The organism is Actinophytocola sp., assembly GCF_035762905.1.
GTDB lineage: Bacteria > Actinomycetota > Actinomycetes > Mycobacteriales > Pseudonocardiaceae > DASYTH01.
Genome location: NZ_DASUCC010000061.1, coordinates 193662 through 210619 on the forward strand (window position 1 = coordinate 193662; position 16958 = coordinate 210619).

Sequence of the window (16958 nt, forward strand, 5' to 3'; positions counted from 1 at the left end):
ATGCCGATCGCCACGGTCGTCGAGACTCGCGACCAGACCTGGTCGCCGGTGCTGGCCGGGCTGACCGCGCCTGCGCTGGACTGCGTGCAGACCGGCCTGGCCGCGCTGGTCGACCTGCAGCACGGCCCGGGCGCGCACCGGGCGCTCGGAGCCCGGCTGGGGTTCGCGGTCCGGTACGGCCCGGGCGCGCTGCCGACCCTGGAGGCGCCGGTGGACGTGCGGCTGGCCGAGGCCGGCGCGCTGGCCGGGCTGCGGGTGGCGCAGCGGCGGGACGGGCTGGACGGGCCGGCGGTGCGCGCGTTCGTCGCCGAGGCCGGGCCGCTGTACGTGGTCGCCGACACCTTCACCATGCCGTGGACGCCCTACCGGGGGCAGCGGCACATGGCGCACAGCCTGGTGCTCGCGCCGTCCGGGGATCGCTTCGCCGTGGTCGACCCGTACCACAACGACACCCAGTGGGGAGCCGCCCGGCCGGGCGTGTGGCGGCTGTCCGCCGCCGACCTGGACGCCGCGCTCGGCACCGGCGCGACCGCCATGGTGATCACCGCCGGTCCGCTGCCCGAACTCGACCCGGTCGCCGTGCTCGCCGCCAACGTCGCCGCCCTCACGTCGGCGGACACGTCCGGCTACCTGGACGCGGTCCGAGCCGGGCTGGACCGGCGGGACGGCGTCGAGGCTCTGGTGCTTGACATCTGGCTGCTCGGCCGCAGCCGGCTGTTGCACGCCACATGGCTGGACACCGTCCACATTTGTGACGCTGTCCACGATGGTGACCGCGTCCACGATGGTGACCGCGTCCACGATGGTGACGCCGTCCATGGTGGTGACGCCGTCCACGATGGTGACGCCGTCCATGGTGGCGACCCTGTCCACGATGGTGACCGCGTCCACGGTTGTGACGCGGCGGCAGTCCGGGAGCGGGCCGCGGAGTGGCAGCGGCTGGCCGCCCAGTCCTATGTGGGACTGCGCCGCGCGGCCCAGGGCGCGGCCGTGCCGCCGTCGGTGCTCGAGCGGATGGAGCAGCTGCTGGCCGGTGACCGGGAGCTGCTCGCGCGGCTGGCCGCCGGCGCGATCCGGGACGCGGTGGCCGAGGCCGTACGCGTCGTGCTGCGGCTGGATGCCGCCGCCACCCGGAACGGCACGCCGCTGCGCGCGCTGCCCAACTTCAACTCGTTCCGCCTGGTGGACATCATCGAGCGGGTCGAGACCCGGCTCGGGGTGACCGTGGCCGCCGAGGACCTCACCCTGGACGCCCTGCACGATCTGGACTCGCTGGCCGGGCTGTTCGGCAAGGCGGTCCTGCGATGACCGCCACGCTGCTGCACGAGCTGCTGGACGCCGCGACGGCCGGGCACCCGGACCGGGCGGCGGTTGGCCGGGCCGACGGCACGCTGTCCTATCGGGACCTGACCGCGGCCAGCCACCGGATCGCCCGCGGTCTGGCCGATCGCGGCGTGCGCCGGGGCGACCGGGTGCTGGTCGCGCTGCCCCCCGAGCCGCTGCTGCCGGCCCTGTTGTTCGGCTGTTCCCGGGCCGGCGCGGTGTTCTGCGTACTGGACGATGCGGCGCCGGCCGCCGCCTACGCGCACGTGCTGGACGACGCCGAGCCGGCCCTGGTGGTCACCGCCAACCCGGACGCCGCCCGGCTCGCCGCCGACCGGGGCATCGGCCGGGCCGCGCCGGCCGAGCTGGCCGGCACCCGGCCCGGCCCGGCGCCGGACGGGCCGATCCCGGTCGACCCGATCTGCCTGATCTACACCTCGGGCAGCACCGGGCTGCCCAAGGCGGTGGTCTCCACGCACGCCCAGCTGTGCTTCGCGGTCGCGGCGATCCAGTCGCAGCTCGGCTACCGGGAGACCGACGTGGTCTTCTGCCCGCTGCCGCTGTCCTTCGACTACGGGCTGTACCAGATCTTCCTGGCCACCGCGGCCGGGGCGCGGGTCCAACTGGCCACCGCCGCCGACGCCGGTCCCCGGCTGCTGGCCGAGCTGCACCGGTGCGGCGCCACCGTGCTGCCCGCGGTGCCGGGTGTGGCTCGCGGGCTGGCCCGGCTGCTGTCCCGGCCGGGTGCCACGCCGCCACCGCTGCGGCTGGTGACCAACACCGGCTCGACCATGCCCGACGGGGTGCTCGCGGAGCTGCGCGGGCGGATCCCGGGTCTTGGTGTGCAACTGATGTTCGGGCTCACCGAGTGCAAGCGGACCACGATCATGCCGGTCGACGAGGACCTGCGCCGGCCCGGCTCGTGCGGCCGGGCGCTGCCCGGCACCGAGGTGTTCGCGATCGGCCCGGACGGCACCCGGCTGCCGCCCGGCGAGGTCGGCGAGCTGGTCGTGCGCGGGCCGCACGTGATGGCCGGCTACTGGCGCCGGCCCGAGCAGACCGCGCAGCGCTTTCCCCGCGACGCCGGGCTGTTCCCGCGGCTGCGCACCGGCGACTACGGCTGGTGCGACGAGGACGGCTACCTCTACTTCGTCGGCCGCCGCGACGATCTCTACAAGCAGCGCGGTTTCCGGGTCAGCGCCACCGAGGTGGAGCTGGCCGCCACCCGGATCGCCGGGGTGGAGTCCGCGGCGGTGCTGCCGCCGGGCGCCGAGCGTGCCGAGGCCACCCTGTTCGCGGTGACCGCGCTGGAGCCGGCCGAGGTGCTCGCCCGGCTGCGCACCGAGCTCGAGGAGTTCAAGGTGCCCGGCCGGTGCGTAGTGGTTCGGAGCATTCCGTCGACCACCAACGGAAAGATCGACCGCGCCGCGCTGGCCCGGATGCCGGACGGTTCCCATGTTTGACGACCTGGAGACCCCGGCCTACGTCTACGACCTCGACGAGCTGCGCCGCTGCCACGCCCGGCTGCACCGGGCGCTGCCCGCGCCGAGCGAGCTGTACTACTCGTTCAAGGCCAACCCGCACCCGGTGCTGGCCGAGACGCTGCGCCGGGCCGGCTGCCGGGCCGAGGTGTGCTCGCCGGGCGAACTGGGTACGGCCCTGGACGCCGGGTTCGACCCGGAGCACATCCTCTACACCGGTCCGGGCAAGCGGGACCGGGACGTGGCCGAGGCGGTGAAGTCCGGCGTCACCTGGTTTTCGGTGGACTCGCCGCACGGCTTGGACCAGATCGACCGGGTGGCGGCCGGTCTGGGCAGTCCCGCCCGGTGCCTGCTGCGGGTCAACGACACCACGCCGGTGCCGGGCCAGGGCCTGACCATGACCGGGGTCGCCTCCCAGTTCGGCGCGGACGCCGACTGGATCATGGCCGAGCCGGAGCGGTTCGCCGGTCGCCGGCACGCGGCGCTGGCCGGGCTGCACCTCTACATGGGGTCCAACGTGGCCGACGAGGCGGCGCTGCTGGCCCAGCTCGGCCAGTCGGTGCGGACCGCGCGGCGGCTGGCCGGCGCGCTGGGCACCGAGCCGGCCGTGCTCGACCTCGGCGGCGGGTTCGCCGCCCCGTTCGCCCGCGCCGGCCGGCCGGCGGACTATCCCGGCCTGGCCGGTGCGCTGGCCGCGCTGCTGGACGCCGACTTCCCGGGCTGGCGGCGGGGTTCGCCCCGGGTGGCGTTCGAGTCCGGCCGCGCCCTGGTGGCCGGCTGCGGCACCCTGCTCACCCGGGTGCTGGACGCGAAGACCTCGCAGGCGACGCACATCCAGGTGCTCGAGTCGGGCATCAACCACCTCGGCGGCATGTCCGGGTTGCGCCGGCTGCCGGCGGTGGTCCCGACGCTGCTGGCCGAGGGCGAGCCGGAGCCGGTCGGTCCGGCGATCATCACCGGCCCGCTGTGCACCCCGCTGGACACCTGGGCGCGCGGGGTGACCGCGCCCCGGGTGCGCCCCGGCGATCTGGTGCGGGTGCCCAACGTCGGCGCCTACGGGCTGTCCGCGAGCCTGCTCGCCTTCCTCGGTCACCCGGCACCGGTCGAGGCGGTCGTCGAGGACGGCCGAATCGTGCACACATCACGACTGACGATGCGCCGCGAACCGATCGCGGCCGGACAGGAGGGCCGGCGATGACACCGGACTTCGCGGTCATGCTGCGACCGTTCCTGAAGTACGCGGGGGACACCGAGATCACCGCCGATTCGCGGCTGCGCGACCTCGGGCTGGACTCGATGCAGGCGATCGAGCTGCTGTTCGCGATCGAGGACGGCTACGGCGTGAGCCTGCCGGACGACAAGCTCGTCGACGACACGTTCGCCACCGCGGGCGGGTTGTGGGCCGAGGTCGCCCGGCTGCGCGGCGGGGGTGCCTCGTGACCACGGTGGACCAGCGGCCCGGTCTGGCGGACGTGGTCGCGACCGCAGAGCGGTACGCGGCCGGCGCCGACGAGACCGCCCGGTTCCCGACCGAGGCGCTGGACGCCCTGCGGGCCAGCGGACTGCTCGGGCTGCTGGTGCCGGCCGAGCACGGCGGCGCGGGCGGCGGCCTCGGCGACCTGGTGGACGTGACGATGCGACTGTCCCGAGTGGACCTGTCGGTCGGCATGATCTTCGCGATGCACTGCCAGCAGGCGATCACGCTGGTCCGGTACGCCCGGCCGCGGCTGGCCGGCGAGCTGCTGCCGGCGCTGGGCCGGGGCGAGCTGTATCTCGCCTCGGTCACCACCGAACGCGGTACCGGCGGGCACCTGCTCACCTCGGACTCGCCCACCTCGTCCGGTGCCGGGTTGCTGCGCATCGACCGGGACGCGCCGATCGTCACCGGCGGCGAGCACGCCGACGGGTTCCTGATCACCCTGCTGGCCCCGGATGCCGACTCGCCGACGCAGGTCTCGCTGGTCTACGCCGCCCGCGAGCAGCTCGCGCTCGAGGTGACCGGCGGGTGGGATCCGCTGGGCATGCGGGCGACGCACAGCGTGCCGATGCGGCTGTCCGGCGCGGTGCCCGAGCACCAGGTGGTCGGCGAGTCCGGCGGGTTCCGGGCGATCGCCGCCGGGTTGTTCGGCCCGGTCGCGCACCTGGGCTGGGCCGCCGCCTGGCTGGGCACCGCCGCGGGCGCGCTGTCCCGGGTGCTGCGGCTGATGCGCAGCCCGGCCGGCCGGCGCCAGTTCGACCTGACCTCAGAGCTGCTGCTCACCCGGCTGGCCCGGATCCGCGGCCGGCTGGACACGGTGCACGCCCTGCTCCGGCACACGGTGTCCACAGTGGACGGCGCGCCGGACATGTCCGCGCCGCCGGTGCAGCTGCTGGTCAACACGCTCAAGGTGCAGGCCGCCGAGCAGTGCTTCGCCGCCGGGCACGAGCTGGTCGAGCTGGTCGGGCTGCGGCACGGCTACCTGCGCGGCTCGGAGCTGTACCTGGAGCGGGTGTTCCGGGACCTGCGCTCGGCGTCGCTGAACTACGCCAACGACCGGCTCAACCTGGCCAACGGCTCGCTCGCCGTGCTCGACCAGGAGGTGCGCCTTGGTTGACCTGGACGCCCTGCCGGCCGGCGCGGACGGCCGGACCGTGTGGCGCGCGCTCGGCCAGGCCGGGCTGATCACTGAGCTGTTCGACCCCGGTCCGGGCCCCCGGCTGGACCTTCTGGACGTGCTGCTGACCGAGCTGGACCGCCGGCTCGGCGTCGGCACCGTGCTGTCGATCTGCGTGCAGTTGGCCACCGCGCTGCCGATCCTGCGTGGTGCGCTGCCAGGTACCGATACCGCCGCCAAGGTCACCGACGCCGCGACCCGCGGCGAGACGGTGCTGGCCCTTGCGGTCACCGACGCCGCGGCGGCCGGGTCCGACCTGATGGCGCTGGGCACCACCGCCCGGCTCGACGGCGACCGGGTCACCGTCGACGGCGGCAAGACCTGGATCACCAACGCCCGCACCGCCGACTACGCCCTGGTGCTCGCCCGGCACCGGCCGCAGCGGCACTTCACCAGCTTTCTGTGGGTACTGGTGCCCACCGACGCGCCGGGTGTGCTCGCCGAGCCGGCCGGCACGGGGCTGTTCGCCGGGTCCGGGGTCGGGCATCTGCGGTTCGACGGGGTCACCCTTGGCCGCGACCACCTGATCGGCTCGCCCGGCCGCGGGCTGCCCACCTTCGCCCGGCACGTCGGCACCGAGCGGGCCGCCGGCGCGCTGTGGGCCAGGGCGATCTGCCGGCGGGTGCTGGCCGGCACGCAACGCCGGCTGGCCGATCGCGGGCTGTGGACCAACGACGCGGTGCGCGACCGGTTCGCCCGCTGCCTGGTGGAGTTGCGCCGGATGGACGCGATGTGCGCCCAGCACGCGGCGGCCGGTCCGGACGCACTGCTGTCCAGCATGCTGCTCAAGGCGTCCACCGCGCAGAGCCTGGACCTGGTGCTCGCCGAGTGCGTGCAGTTGCTCGGCGCGGAGGCGTTCGGCTCCGGTGGAGTGGCCGAGCTGCGCGCCGAGGCGGCCATGTTCGGCATCGCGGGCGGTGCCTCCGGGGCGATGCTCGCCGGCATCGCCGAGCACGCCACGGATCTGGTCGGTGCGCCATGATCGAGATCGCCGATGGCGTGCACGTGGCGGTCGAGTCGACGACCGCCCGCCCGGACGCCGAGCGCGCAGCGGTGCGCGACCTGTTGCGCCGGCTGCTGGCCGAGGTCGTCCCGGACGCGGCGGACACGCCGATCGCCGCCCGGCCCAGCGGCGCGCCGTACCTGCCGCAGCGGCCCGACCTGACCATCAGCCTGTCCCACTCCAACGGCTGGCTGGCCGCCGCGGTCGGCGCCGGAACCGTTGTCGGCGTTGATGTTCAGCTGCCCTACCCGGCACCGGACGGGCTGCTGCGCCGGTGCTGCCGGCCGGCCGCCGTCGCCGCGCTGAGCGCGCTGCCGGCGGGCGGGCGCGACCTGGAGTTCGCCTGGATCTGGACCGCGCAGGAGGCGTGCGTCAAGGCCACCGGGTCGGGCCTGGCCGGCCGTCCGTGGACCATCCCGGTCGAGGTCGGGCAACGCACCGGTGCCTGGCGGGAGCTGCGCTGGCGGGCGCTGCGCGAGCACTCCCGGATCCCGGTCACCTGCGCCTGGGGGGTGCGGTCATGAGAATCCTGCCGCGCCGCCGGCACGAGCATTTCGCCGGGCTGAGCTGCTACACCGCCAACCTGGCCGGCTACCTGGACGGCGAGCTGTCCGACGCGACCGGCCACCTGGCCCGTTCGGTGCGCCTGGCGGTTCGGATCGACCTGGCGGCCGGGCTGGCCTTCTCGCACCACGCCTACCCGCTGGACCGGCTGCCGGACGGCACCCGGTTGCGGTACGCCACGCTGGCGCCGCGCCCGGCCATGGTCAGCCTGGCCGGCGAGCTGCGCAGGCGCGGCCGGGTGCTGGTGGTCACCGACGGCTCCCGGCTGCCCTGGTCGCCGTCCCGGCAGCACGGCGCGGCGGCGCCGCACTGGCTGCTGGTCACCGGCCGGCGCGGCGACTCCTGGCACGTGATCGACGCGTTCGCCGGCCTGCTGCCCGGCGGCGAGCAACGCCCGTACGTCGGCTGGCTGTCCACCGCCCAGCTCACCGACGCCATGGTGTTGCCGGCCGGCTGGTCGACCGAGCAGCACACCCGCAACAGCCTGGCGTTCGGGTTCCCGGTCCCGGTGCCCGACCCGGCCGGCCCACTGTGGCTGCACCGCGAGCCCGGCCCGGCCACCCCGGCCGAGCTGCCCGGCAGCTGGCTGGTCGGGGACCGGGCCGTGCTGCCGTTCCTGGCCGACTACTGCACCGACTCCGCCACCGACGCCGCCCGGCACCTGGACGACCTGTGGACCGCGGCCGCGCACCGGGTGTTCCGCTACCGGTGGCTGTGCACCGACCCGGACCTGCCGGACCCGCTGCGCCAGCGCTACCTCGCGGCGAGTACGGCGTGGACCCAACTGCCCAGCGCACTGCGATTCGCGCTCGACTCGGCCCGCCGCGGCCGGGCCCGGCCCTCGCTGGTGCGCCAGACCTTCGGGCACCTGCTGGAGGTCGACCCCGTCGAGGACCACATCCTCACCGCACCGCGAAGGGAAGCATGATGACCAGCCGCACTCTCTACGACCTGTTCCGGGCCTCGGTTGCGCGCGCAGGCGACGCCACGGCCATCGAGGTCTCCGGCCACGAGCTGAGCTACGCCGAGCTGAACGCCGCCGTCGAGCGGATGGCCGGGCTGATCATGCGGGCCGCCGACGGCCGCCGGCCCACCCGGGTCGGCCTGCTCACCTCCCGCAGCCCGGCCACCTACCCGGCCTACCTGGCCATCCAGCGGCTCGGCGCCGCCGTGGTGCCGCTCAACCAGGGCGCCCCGGTGGCCAGGAACCTGACCATCACCAAGGACGCCGGGCTGGACCTGACCATCGTCGACGACACCGCCGCCAACCAGCTCCCGGCCTATCCGCAGCAGGCCGGCATCCCGATCCTCGACCTGACCAACGGGCGCGGGCAGGCGGTGCTGGAACGCAACGACAGCAACGGCGGGCCGCTGCCCGACACCGCGCCGACCGCCGCCGACACCGCCTACATCATCTACACCTCGGGATCGACCGGTAAGCCGAAGGGCGTGCCGACCACGCACGAGAACATCACCTCGCTGCTGGCGGACATGTTGCCGCGCTTCGGTTTCGACGGGAGCTGCCGCATCTCGCAGACCTTCGAGCTGTTCTTCGACGGCTCGGTCGCCGAGCTGTTCACCAGCTGGAGCACCGGATCCACGCTGTGCGTCGCGCAGCACAGCGACGTGTTCGCCCCGGTGCGGTTCGTCAACGAGAAGCGGCTGACCCACTGGATGTCCGTGCCGTCGATCATCTCCTTCGCCCGGCGGCTGCGCGCACTGGCGCCGAACAGCATGCCCACCCTGCGGCGGGCCATGTTCGGCGGCGAGCAGCTCACCCTTGAGCAGGTCGAGGCGTGGCAGGTGGCCGCGCCGAACGCGATCATCGACAACTGTTTCGGCCCGACCGAGCTGACCGTGATCTGCTCCGCATGGGCGGTGCCCACCGACTCGGCCCTGGTGCCGGTCACCTCCAACCGGTCGATGCCGATCGGCGACGTCTTCCCGCACCTCGAGCACGTGATGCTGGACGAGGACCTGCGCCCGGGTGAGCACGGCGAGCTGTGTGTGCGCGGCCCGCAGCGGTTCCCCGGCTACCTCGACCCGGCCGAGAACACCGGCCGGTTCGTGGCGGTGGAGAACGGCGTCGGCCGGCTCTACGACGGCACCGAGCCGCTGACCGCAGAGCACTACTACCGCACCGGCGACCGGGTCCGCCGCGAGCACGGGCAACTGGTGCACCTCGGCCGGATCGACGACCAGGTCAAGGTCCGGGGCAACCGGATCGAGCTTGGCGAGATCGAGTCGGTGCTGCGCCGGCATCCGGCCGTCGCCGACGTCGTGGTGATCACGTTGACCGCCGACGACGGCGAGATCGACCTGCACGCGGTCTACGCCGGCGAGCGGTTGGCCGAGGACGACTTCGCCCAGCTGTGCGCCGACCTGCCGGTGTACATGCGGCCGCGCGGCTACCACTACCGCGACGGTGGGATTCCCTTGGCCGCCAACGGAAAGGTCGACCGCAAGCGGCTGACCGAGGACATTCTCCCGTTCGTGCGCTGAAAGAGGAGCGACCCCGTGACAACCACCGAGACGATGATCCCGGCCAGCGCCATGATGGAGGCGCTGTGGTGGGTCCATCACCGCGCGAAGAACAAGTCCGTCTACAACCTCACCTGGCGGCTGCGCTGCGACAAGGCGGTGGACCTCGACGCGCTCGGGGTCGCCTGGCAGGCCGTGGTCGACCGGCACGAGGCGCTGCGCGGCAGCCTGCACCAGCGGGACGGCAGGATCCTGGTGGACTTCGCCGACCGGGTGCCGGTCGCGCCGCAGTGGGTCCGGATCGACGACCCCGGCTCGACGCCGGTGCCGGAGCTGCTTCGGCACATCGCCGAGGAGATCCACGAGCGGCCGTTCGACCTGGACGTGGCGCCGCCGGCCCGGCTGACCGCGGTGACCGTCGGCGACGCGCACGAGCTGCTGCTCACCTTCCACCACACCCTGGTGGACGGCTGGGGCGTGCAGCTGCTGATGGCCGACTTCTCCGCGGCCTACGCGACCGCGCTGGCCGGCGGCATCCCGGCGTTCGACACCGAGCCGGTGTCGCTGCGCGAGTACGCGCTCGAGGCGCACGCCGCCCGCGCCGAGGGCCGCTGGGAGCCGAGCCTGGCGCACTGGCGCAAGGAGTTGGACGGTGCGGTGACCACGACCCTGGTGGCCGACCACCACCGGTACACCGGTACCGGCAACCAGGGCGAGATCATCCGGTTCGCGCTCAGCCAGCCGGCCACCGACGGGATCGCCGCGCTGGCCAAGGAGTTCTTCACCACGCCGTTCGTGGTCATCCTGGCCGCGTTGCAGGCGGTGCTCGGCCGCGGCGGGGCGGGGCCGGACGTGTGCACCGGCATCGTGGCCGCCAACCGGATGACCCAGAAGGATCAGGCGCTGGTCGGCTACGTGGCCAACCTGGTGCTGGCCCGGACGAAGGTCGAGCCGGACGACACGGTGGGCGCGGTCGTCGAGCGCACCCGGGACAGCATGTGGGGTTCGCTCGCGCACCAGACGGTGCCGTTCTCCGTGGTGTACGGCGGGCTCACCCCCTCGGCGCAGGCGATGCTGCGGGACAACATCCCGGTGATGCTCAACTACCTGGGACCGATCGGCAACGACCTGTACCTGGGCGACGTGGCCATGCGGCTGGAGCGCGGCCCGAACCGGGCGGCCCGCACCGATCTCGGGATCGGGGTGCTCGAGGCGGACGGCGGCTACCTGATCGACTGCGAGTACGACACCGGGCGGTACGAGCGGGAGACCCCGCTGCGGCTGTTCCACGACATGGACGCGGTGCTGGCCGCCGGCGGCGCCGACCCGGCCACCCCGCTGTCCACTGTGGACATCCGGTCCCGGTCCGGCCCGGCGCACGTCGAGCACCGGCTCACCGCGGCGGACCTGGGCAGCACCGTGATGCCCGAGTCGGCCGCGCTGGACCAGGTGCGCGCCGCCTGGACCGAGGTGCTCGGCGGCGAGCCGGCCGGCCCGGACGAGGACTTCTTCGCCATGGGTGGACGGTCGCTGAAGGTGATGCAGCTGATGTCCACCATCGAGGCCCGTACCGGGGTGGCGCTGGACGTGACCCGGTGGCTGACCGACCCGACGCCCCGGCGCGCCGCCGAGCAGCTCGCCGGCGAACTGGCCGTGGGGCCGGCCGGGGACAGCACCCTGGTCGAGCTGCGCCCCGGCACCGGCCGGCACGTGCACCTGCTGCTCGGTGCCGGCGGCGGCGTGCCGGACTACCGCGACCTGGTTGCGGCGCTGCCGGGGGAGTGGCGGGTCACGGTGTCCCAGGAGCGCACCCCGCTGACCTCGGTGCCGGACCTGGCCCGGGCGTTCCGGGCCGACCTCGACCGCGCCGGGCTGCGCCCGGACCTGCTGCTCGGCTGGTCCATGGGCGGCCAGATCGCCTACGAGATGGCTCCCGGCTACCCGGGCGCCGCGGTCGCCGTGCTCGACTCCACCCCGCCGCTCGGCTACGAGCCGGACGACGGCTTCGACGATCTGGTCTACGACACGTTCGCCGCCGCCATGGCCGGCGGGCTCGGCGCCGGACTGGACGGTTCGCCGGCCCGCACCTCGGGCGGCGACCCGGAACTGGCCATGCGGGTGCTCGCCGCGCACCTGTCGGCGGCGGCCGGCCAGCCGGTGTCGGCCACGATGCTGCTGGACCGCTGGACGACGTTCCGCCGGCACACCTACGCGGTAACCGCCTACCGGTCCGACCGGGGCGTGGCCGCCCCGGCCCTGGTGGTCGGCGCCGACCTGGCCGACCACCAGGTGGCGGACTGGGCCGCCCGGTTCGCCCCGGCTCCCCGGGTGCTGCGGGTCCAGGCCGACCACTACGGCCTGCTGCGCCCGCCGGCGATCGCCGAGATCGCCGCGGCCGTCAGCGCGCTGCTCACGTGACCGGCCACCCCACCGGTCCGCCCGCGCGTTCTTCGCGCGGGCGGACCGGTGGGGTTTCGGTGCATTCATCGGGCCGCCGCGTGCTTTCGCGTCGGCCATTCAGCCGTGCTCCAGGAATACGCCGACCGCCGGCCGGATCGTCATTTCCGGCCGGCGGTTCGCGCCCATTCTCTGGTTTGCCGTTCACGGCGGAAGGCGGGTCCATTCCGATGTTTTCCCGCTCAGCCCGCGGCCGCCGCCGGCTCCAGCAGTTCGGCGGTCAGCCGGCGGCGGTCGGTCTTGCCGTTGAGGTTGGTGGGCAGTGCGTCGCGGTGGTGGAACCACTGCGGCCGCATGTACTCCGGGAGGTCGGCGAGCAGGCCGGCGAACTCGGTGTGCGGGACCTCCTCGCCGGTGTGCACGGCGTGCAGCTCGACCGTGCCGGCCGCACCCGGGACGGCGAGCACCACCAGGTCGGCGACCCCCGGGTGCCGGCGCAGCGCGGACTCGATCTCGCCGAGCTCCACCCGGTAGCCGGAGATCTTGATCTGGTCGTCCAGCCGGCCGAGGTGGACCAGCGCACCGTCCTCGACGCGCACCCGGTCTCCGGTGCGGTACCAGCTGTCCGGGCCGGGCGCGGTGTCCGTGGCCCGGCCACCGGCGGCATAGGACACGAACCGGCCGGTGTCGTCGGCCGGGTCGACGTAGCCGTCGAACCGCTGCGGGCCGCGCACGCACAGCTCGCCGTCGTCGGTGGCGACGCCGTGCTCGTCCAGCAGGATCCCTTCCAGGTGCGGGTAGACCGCGCCGATCGGCACGGTGCCGTTGGAGGTTCGCGGCCAGGCGCCGGGGTCGGCCGGCAGCCGGTAGCCGACGCAGGTGATGGTCAGCTCGGTCGGCCCGTAGATGTTCTCGATGGTGCTCGCCGGCGCCGCTTCGGCCCAGGTTCGGGCCTGGGCAAGGGAAAGCTGCTCGCCGGCGAACAGGCTCCAGCGCAGGCCGGGCATGCAGCCGGGGGGCAGCGCGCGCAGCCGGCGGGCCAGCGACACCACCGAGGGCACCGAGTACCAGTGGCTGATCCGTTCCCGCACCACGAACCGCGCCGGGTTGAGCACCTCGTCGGCCTGCGGCACCACCAGCGCCGCACCGGCGGACCAGGCCACGAACATGTCGAACACCGACGGGTCGAAGGTCAGCTCGAACGCCTGGGACAGCCGGCTGCCCGGCCCGACGCCGTAGCGCTCGACGCAGTGCCGCAGGTACGGCCCGACGTTGCGGTGCCGGATCGGCACGCCCTTGGGGATTCCGGTGGAGCCCGAGGTGAACAGCGTGTACGCCACCGCGTCCGGGTCGGCGGTCACCGGCCCGTCCCACGGCGCCGTGGGCAACTGCGCGTGCCACACGCCGGTCAGCGGCACCGGCGCCATCGCGGTTCCGGCCAGCACCGCGCCGGCCTGCGCGGCGCCGGTGTCATCGAAGATCACGGCGTCCACTCCGGACAGCCGGCACATGCTCTGGTTGCGGGCGGCCGGAAACTTCGGATTCAGCGGCACGACCGTTGCACCGCAGCGCAGTGCGGCGAGGTAGCCGGCATAGGCCGCGAGGCTGCGGGCGGCCAGCAGACCGACCGCGTGCGGCGGCCGGCCAACGGCGTCGACCAGGCGGGTGGCCAGCCGGTCGGCCAGGTCGATCAGCTCGGCGTAGCCAAGTTGGTGGCCGGCCACCTCGAGGGCCGGCTGGTCCGGGTGCGCCGCGGCGCTGTCCCGCACCCAGGTGTAGAGCGTGCCGGTGGCGTCGATGGGCATGATCGGTTCCCCCTGTCAGAACGTGCGTTCCATGACCACGCGGGCCGGCGACGGCTGCCGCGTGACCACGAATCCGTGCCGGGCGAAGAGGTTCTTGGTGCCGACGTAGAGATCGTCGACCCGGGCCTTCCGGCTGGTCGTGGGGTATCCCTCGACGACCGCGGCGCCGTGCGACCGGCTGTGCTCGCAGGCCGCGGCCAGCAGTTGGTCGGCGAAGCCGCGGCGGCGGTGTCCCGGCCGGACGAAGAAGCACGGCACCGACCACCGGCCCGGCTCGTCCCGGCCGGCCCGGCCGACGGCCGTGCTGGCCAGCCGGGGATAGGACGAGCGCGGCGCGACGGCACACCAGCCGACCGGCCGTTCCTCGTCGGAGTCCGGCGGCCCGCCGTAGGCAAGCAGGCCGACCGAGACGTCGGTGTCCAGCGACGCCCGCAGCGCCGTCCGGTTGCCGGAACCGGCCTGGTAGACGCCTTTGGTTGCCCGCCACCACATGCACCAGCAGCCGGCGCAGGCGCCGTTGCGGCCGAACAGCTCCTCGAGGTCGGCCCAGGCCTCGCCGGACAGCGGCACGATTCGCTTGATGATCATTGGAAGCCTCGCAGCCTTCGGATTGGACGTGTGCGATGACTCAGGGACACAACGGAATTTCGACCACGGCCGAGGAGATGCGGCGGTTCCGCCGGGTGGCCGGCCAGTTCGCCACCGGGGTGGCGGTGGCCACCAGCATCGCCGAGGACGTGCCGATCGGCATGACGGTCAACGCGTTCGCGACGGTCTCGCTGGATCCGGCGCTGCTGCTGATCTGCCTGCGCAACGGCTCCCGACTGCAGACCGGCATCGAGGCGTCCGGGGAGTTCGCGGTGACCATCCTGGCCGCGGACCAGCGCTGGCAGGCCCAGTGGTTCGCCAACCGGACCCGGCCGGCCAGCGCCGCCGCGTTCGCCGGGGTGGCGATGCGGCGGGCGCCGGTGACCGGGTGCCCGGTGCTCGGCGACGGCCTGGCGTTCTTCGACTGCCGGGTCGCGGAGCTCTACCCCGGCGGCGACCACACCATCGTGCTCGGCGCGGTCGCCGCCTGCGGCGAACTGCGGTCGCGGGAGCCGCTGCTGTTCGCCAGCGGAGGATTCGTTTCCCTGGAAGGTCATCGGGCCGCAGTCGGCTCGGCGGCGGGTTCGGCGGCGTGTTCGGCGTCCTCGGGCTCCGGCTTGTCCACCTCGGCCACGGCTTCGGCGGTGACCACCCGCAGGAACGGGATCACCAGCAGCGCGCAGATGACCGCGAAGAAGCCGAACGCGACCCGGTAGCCGATCAGGGTGGCCAGCACACCGGCGATGGCCGCGGCGACCGGGGTCATGCCCCAGCCGACCAGCCGGCTCGCGGCGCTGAACCGGCCGAGCATGTCGTTGGGAACAAGGGTTTGGTAGATCACCCGGGAGTTCACCGTCCACATCGTCCCGCCGAGTCCGGCGACGAACGCGGCCGCGCCGATGGCCACCGCGCTCAGCGGCCGGGCCGGTACCAGCGCGGGCACGGCGACCAGCGCGAACGATCCGATGATGTCCACGAACATCGACCAGCGCCGGCCGAGCAGCCGGTTCATCGGTCCGACCAGGACGGTGCCGATCACGCCACCGGCGCCGAGGCAGGTCAGCAGCAGGCCGAACTGCCGCTCGTCCAGGCCGAGCGGCCCGCCGACGGCATAGGCGGGCAGGATGGCGATCCAGGCGCCCCAGCAGCCGGCCATGACCGCGATCAGCAGCGCCATGGTGCGCAACAGCTTGTGCCGCCACAGGAACAGCAGGCCGTCCTTGAGCTCGACGTTGACCGGTTGGCGTTCCTTGGTCGGCGTGGCGACGAAGTTGCCGACCAGCAGGACCAGCAACAGGGCGCCGACCACGTAGATCACTCCGGTGGTGCCCAGGGCGATGGCGAACCCGGCCGCGACCAGGAAACCGCCGATCGGGGCACCGACGAAGCCGTGGCTGAGGTACTCGATCGCGGTGATCCGGGTGTTGACGACCTGCCAGCGGGACTTGGGCACCGCGCTCGGGATGATCGACGCGCCGGAGGTCACCGCCACCACCTCGGCGACGCCCAGCGCGATGGCGATGGCGTAGATCAGCGGCAGGCTCATCATGTCGGCCAGGTAGGCGAGCAGCAGGATCCCGGCCGCGACCATCCGGGCGACCTCCGCGCCCAGCATGAGGGAGCGCCGGTCCTTGCGGTCCACGAACACGCCGATGTGCAGGGCGGTCAGCAGCCAGGGCAGCGTGCACAGCACGGCGACCAGCGCGATCAGCCCGGGGGAGTCGGTGAGCTGCACGGCCAGCAGCGGCAGCGCCACCCGGGTCACCGCGTCGCCGATATTCGTGGATGCGGTGAACGCCACCAGCAGCCATTCGTTGCGCCCGCCCCGGCTTTTCACTTGGACCTTTTCCGGCTCGGCGGATGTCTGCACGGACACCGGTTTCTCCTCTCGCCGTACTAACCATAGGACACAGATAACGGGTTAGGAGCGTTCAAGAGTTAGGCTGTTGGTGTCAAGCGTGGAAAAGGGCGAAACTATGCAGCACGTGACGCACCCATTGCCGGCCTGGCTCGAGCCGGTGCTGGCCTTCATCAACACCGTCGACGTCGAAACCGGCACCGACGACCTGGCCTCCGGCCCACCGGCCCTGGCCACCTGGCTGCGCTCCCGCCGGGCCATCCCCCGCACGGCCCCCGTCTCCTGGCCCGACCACCGCCTCGCCCTCGACCTCCGTACCGGCCTGCGCGCCCTCGCCCTGCACAACAACGGCGGCCCTCCCGACCCCGCCGCCACCGATCTCCTCACCGGCGCCCTGTCCCGCCTCCCCCTCGTCGCCGCCCTCCCCCCGACCCCCCTGCGCCCCCACCGCCTCCCGCCCACCCGGGCCGCCCTGGCCCACCTGGCCGCCGCCTACACCCAGGCCGTCGCCACCACCCAGTGGTCCCGCATCCGCCAATGCCCCGCCACCGACTGCGCCTGGGCCTTCTGGGACTCCTCCGCCAAAGGCTCCCGCCGCTGGTGCAGCATGTCCGTCTGCGGCAACCGCGCCAAAGTCCGCGCCTTCACCCGCCGCAACAAGCTCACCCCCCACCACTAACCCCACGCCCACCCGCGAGTCCCTGCCCCCAGCCCCCGAACTCCCGGCCCAGCCTCCGAGTTGCCGGCTCCAGCAGCCGAGTTCCGAGTCCCAATCGCTGAGTTGCCGGCTCCAGCAGCCGAGTT

14 protein-coding genes and 1 pseudogene are annotated in these 16958 nt (G+C 73.7%); 12 read left to right on the top strand and 3 right to left on the bottom strand.

All coding sequences use genetic code 11. The features are described 5' to 3' along the window. The 10 genes from VFV67_RS11785 to VFV67_RS11830 are packed head-to-tail and all read left to right on the top strand — an operon-like array spanning window position 1 to window position 11924. Window positions 1–1308: a hypothetical protein gene (locus VFV67_RS11785; RefSeq protein WP_326469557.1), complete on the top strand. Its 1308-nt coding sequence runs from the start codon at window positions 1–3 to the stop codon at window positions 1306–1308. After that, a complete protein-coding gene (locus tag VFV67_RS11790) occupies window positions 1305–2786 on the top strand; it encodes a class I adenylate-forming enzyme family protein (protein WP_326469558.1) in 1482 nt (493 codons plus the stop codon). The genes VFV67_RS11785 and VFV67_RS11790 overlap by 4 nt, the downstream gene beginning before the upstream one ends. Next, the gene (locus tag VFV67_RS11795) at window positions 2779–4002 is read left to right on the top strand and encodes a type III PLP-dependent enzyme (RefSeq protein ID WP_326469559.1); all 1224 of its coding nucleotides are present in this window, start codon (window positions 2779–2781) and stop codon (window positions 4000–4002) included. Before VFV67_RS11790 ends, VFV67_RS11795 begins: the two co-directional genes overlap by 8 nt. Then, a complete protein-coding gene (locus VFV67_RS11800; protein WP_326469560.1) occupies window positions 3999–4244 on the top strand; it encodes an acyl carrier protein in 246 nt (81 codons plus the stop codon). The genes VFV67_RS11795 and VFV67_RS11800 overlap by 4 nt, the downstream gene beginning before the upstream one ends. Further along, the gene (locus VFV67_RS11805; protein ID WP_326469561.1) at window positions 4241–5398 is read left to right on the top strand and encodes an acyl-CoA dehydrogenase family protein; all 1158 of its coding nucleotides are present in this window, start codon (window positions 4241–4243) and stop codon (window positions 5396–5398) included. The genes VFV67_RS11800 and VFV67_RS11805 overlap by 4 nt, the downstream gene beginning before the upstream one ends. Then, the gene (locus tag VFV67_RS11810; protein WP_326469562.1) at window positions 5391–6440 is read left to right on the top strand and encodes an acyl-CoA dehydrogenase family protein; all 1050 of its coding nucleotides are present in this window, start codon (window positions 5391–5393) and stop codon (window positions 6438–6440) included. Before VFV67_RS11805 ends, VFV67_RS11810 begins: the two co-directional genes overlap by 8 nt. After that, entirely contained in the window at window positions 6437–6985 is a 549-nt protein-coding gene (locus tag VFV67_RS11815) for a 4'-phosphopantetheinyl transferase family protein (RefSeq protein WP_326469563.1), read from the top strand. The genes VFV67_RS11810 and VFV67_RS11815 overlap by 4 nt, the downstream gene beginning before the upstream one ends. Further along, complete coding sequence (locus VFV67_RS11820) at window positions 6982–7953, top strand: hypothetical protein (protein ID WP_326469564.1); 972 nt, start codon at window positions 6982–6984, stop codon at window positions 7951–7953. Before VFV67_RS11815 ends, VFV67_RS11820 begins: the two co-directional genes overlap by 4 nt. After that, the gene (locus VFV67_RS11825; protein WP_326469565.1) at window positions 7953–9527 is read left to right on the top strand and encodes an AMP-binding protein; all 1575 of its coding nucleotides are present in this window, start codon (window positions 7953–7955) and stop codon (window positions 9525–9527) included. The genes VFV67_RS11820 and VFV67_RS11825 overlap by 1 nt, the downstream gene beginning before the upstream one ends. Before the next feature lie 15 nt (window positions 9528–9542). After that, on the top strand, window positions 9543–11924 hold the full coding sequence (locus VFV67_RS11830; RefSeq protein WP_326469566.1) for a condensation domain-containing protein: 2382 nt from the start codon (window positions 9543–9545) through the stop codon (window positions 11922–11924). Between the two features lie 221 nt (window positions 11925–12145). On the opposite strand, the gene VFV67_RS11835 is transcribed toward VFV67_RS11830, so the two are convergent. Continuing rightward, window positions 12146–13708: an amino acid adenylation domain-containing protein gene (locus VFV67_RS11835; protein WP_326469567.1), complete on the bottom strand. Its 1563-nt coding sequence runs from the start codon at window positions 13706–13708 to the stop codon at window positions 12146–12148. A gap of 15 nt (window positions 13709–13723) precedes the next feature. Beyond that, on the bottom strand, window positions 13724–14296 hold the full coding sequence (locus tag VFV67_RS11840; RefSeq protein WP_326469568.1) for a GNAT family N-acetyltransferase: 573 nt from the start codon (window positions 14294–14296) through the stop codon (window positions 13724–13726). A gap of 77 nt (window positions 14297–14373) precedes the next feature. On the opposite strand from VFV67_RS11840, the pseudogene VFV67_RS11845 reads away from it, so the two are divergent. Beyond that, window positions 14374–14832 (top strand): annotated as a pseudogene (locus tag VFV67_RS11845) (flavin reductase family protein); the annotation flags it as partial. A 17-nt stretch (window positions 14833–14849) separates the two neighbouring features. Here the strand turns inward: VFV67_RS11845 and VFV67_RS11850 are convergent. Continuing rightward, the gene (locus VFV67_RS11850) at window positions 14850–16172 is read right to left on the bottom strand and encodes an MFS transporter (RefSeq protein WP_326469570.1); all 1323 of its coding nucleotides are present in this window, start codon (window positions 16170–16172) and stop codon (window positions 14850–14852) included. 109 nt (window positions 16173–16281) lie between these two features. Between VFV67_RS11850 and VFV67_RS11855 the strand changes: the two genes are divergently transcribed. Further along, window positions 16282–16833, top strand: a complete 552-nt coding sequence (locus tag VFV67_RS11855; RefSeq protein ID WP_326469572.1) for a CGNR zinc finger domain-containing protein — start codon at window positions 16282–16284, stop codon at window positions 16831–16833. The last annotated feature ends 125 nt before the right edge of the window (window positions 16834–16958 follow it).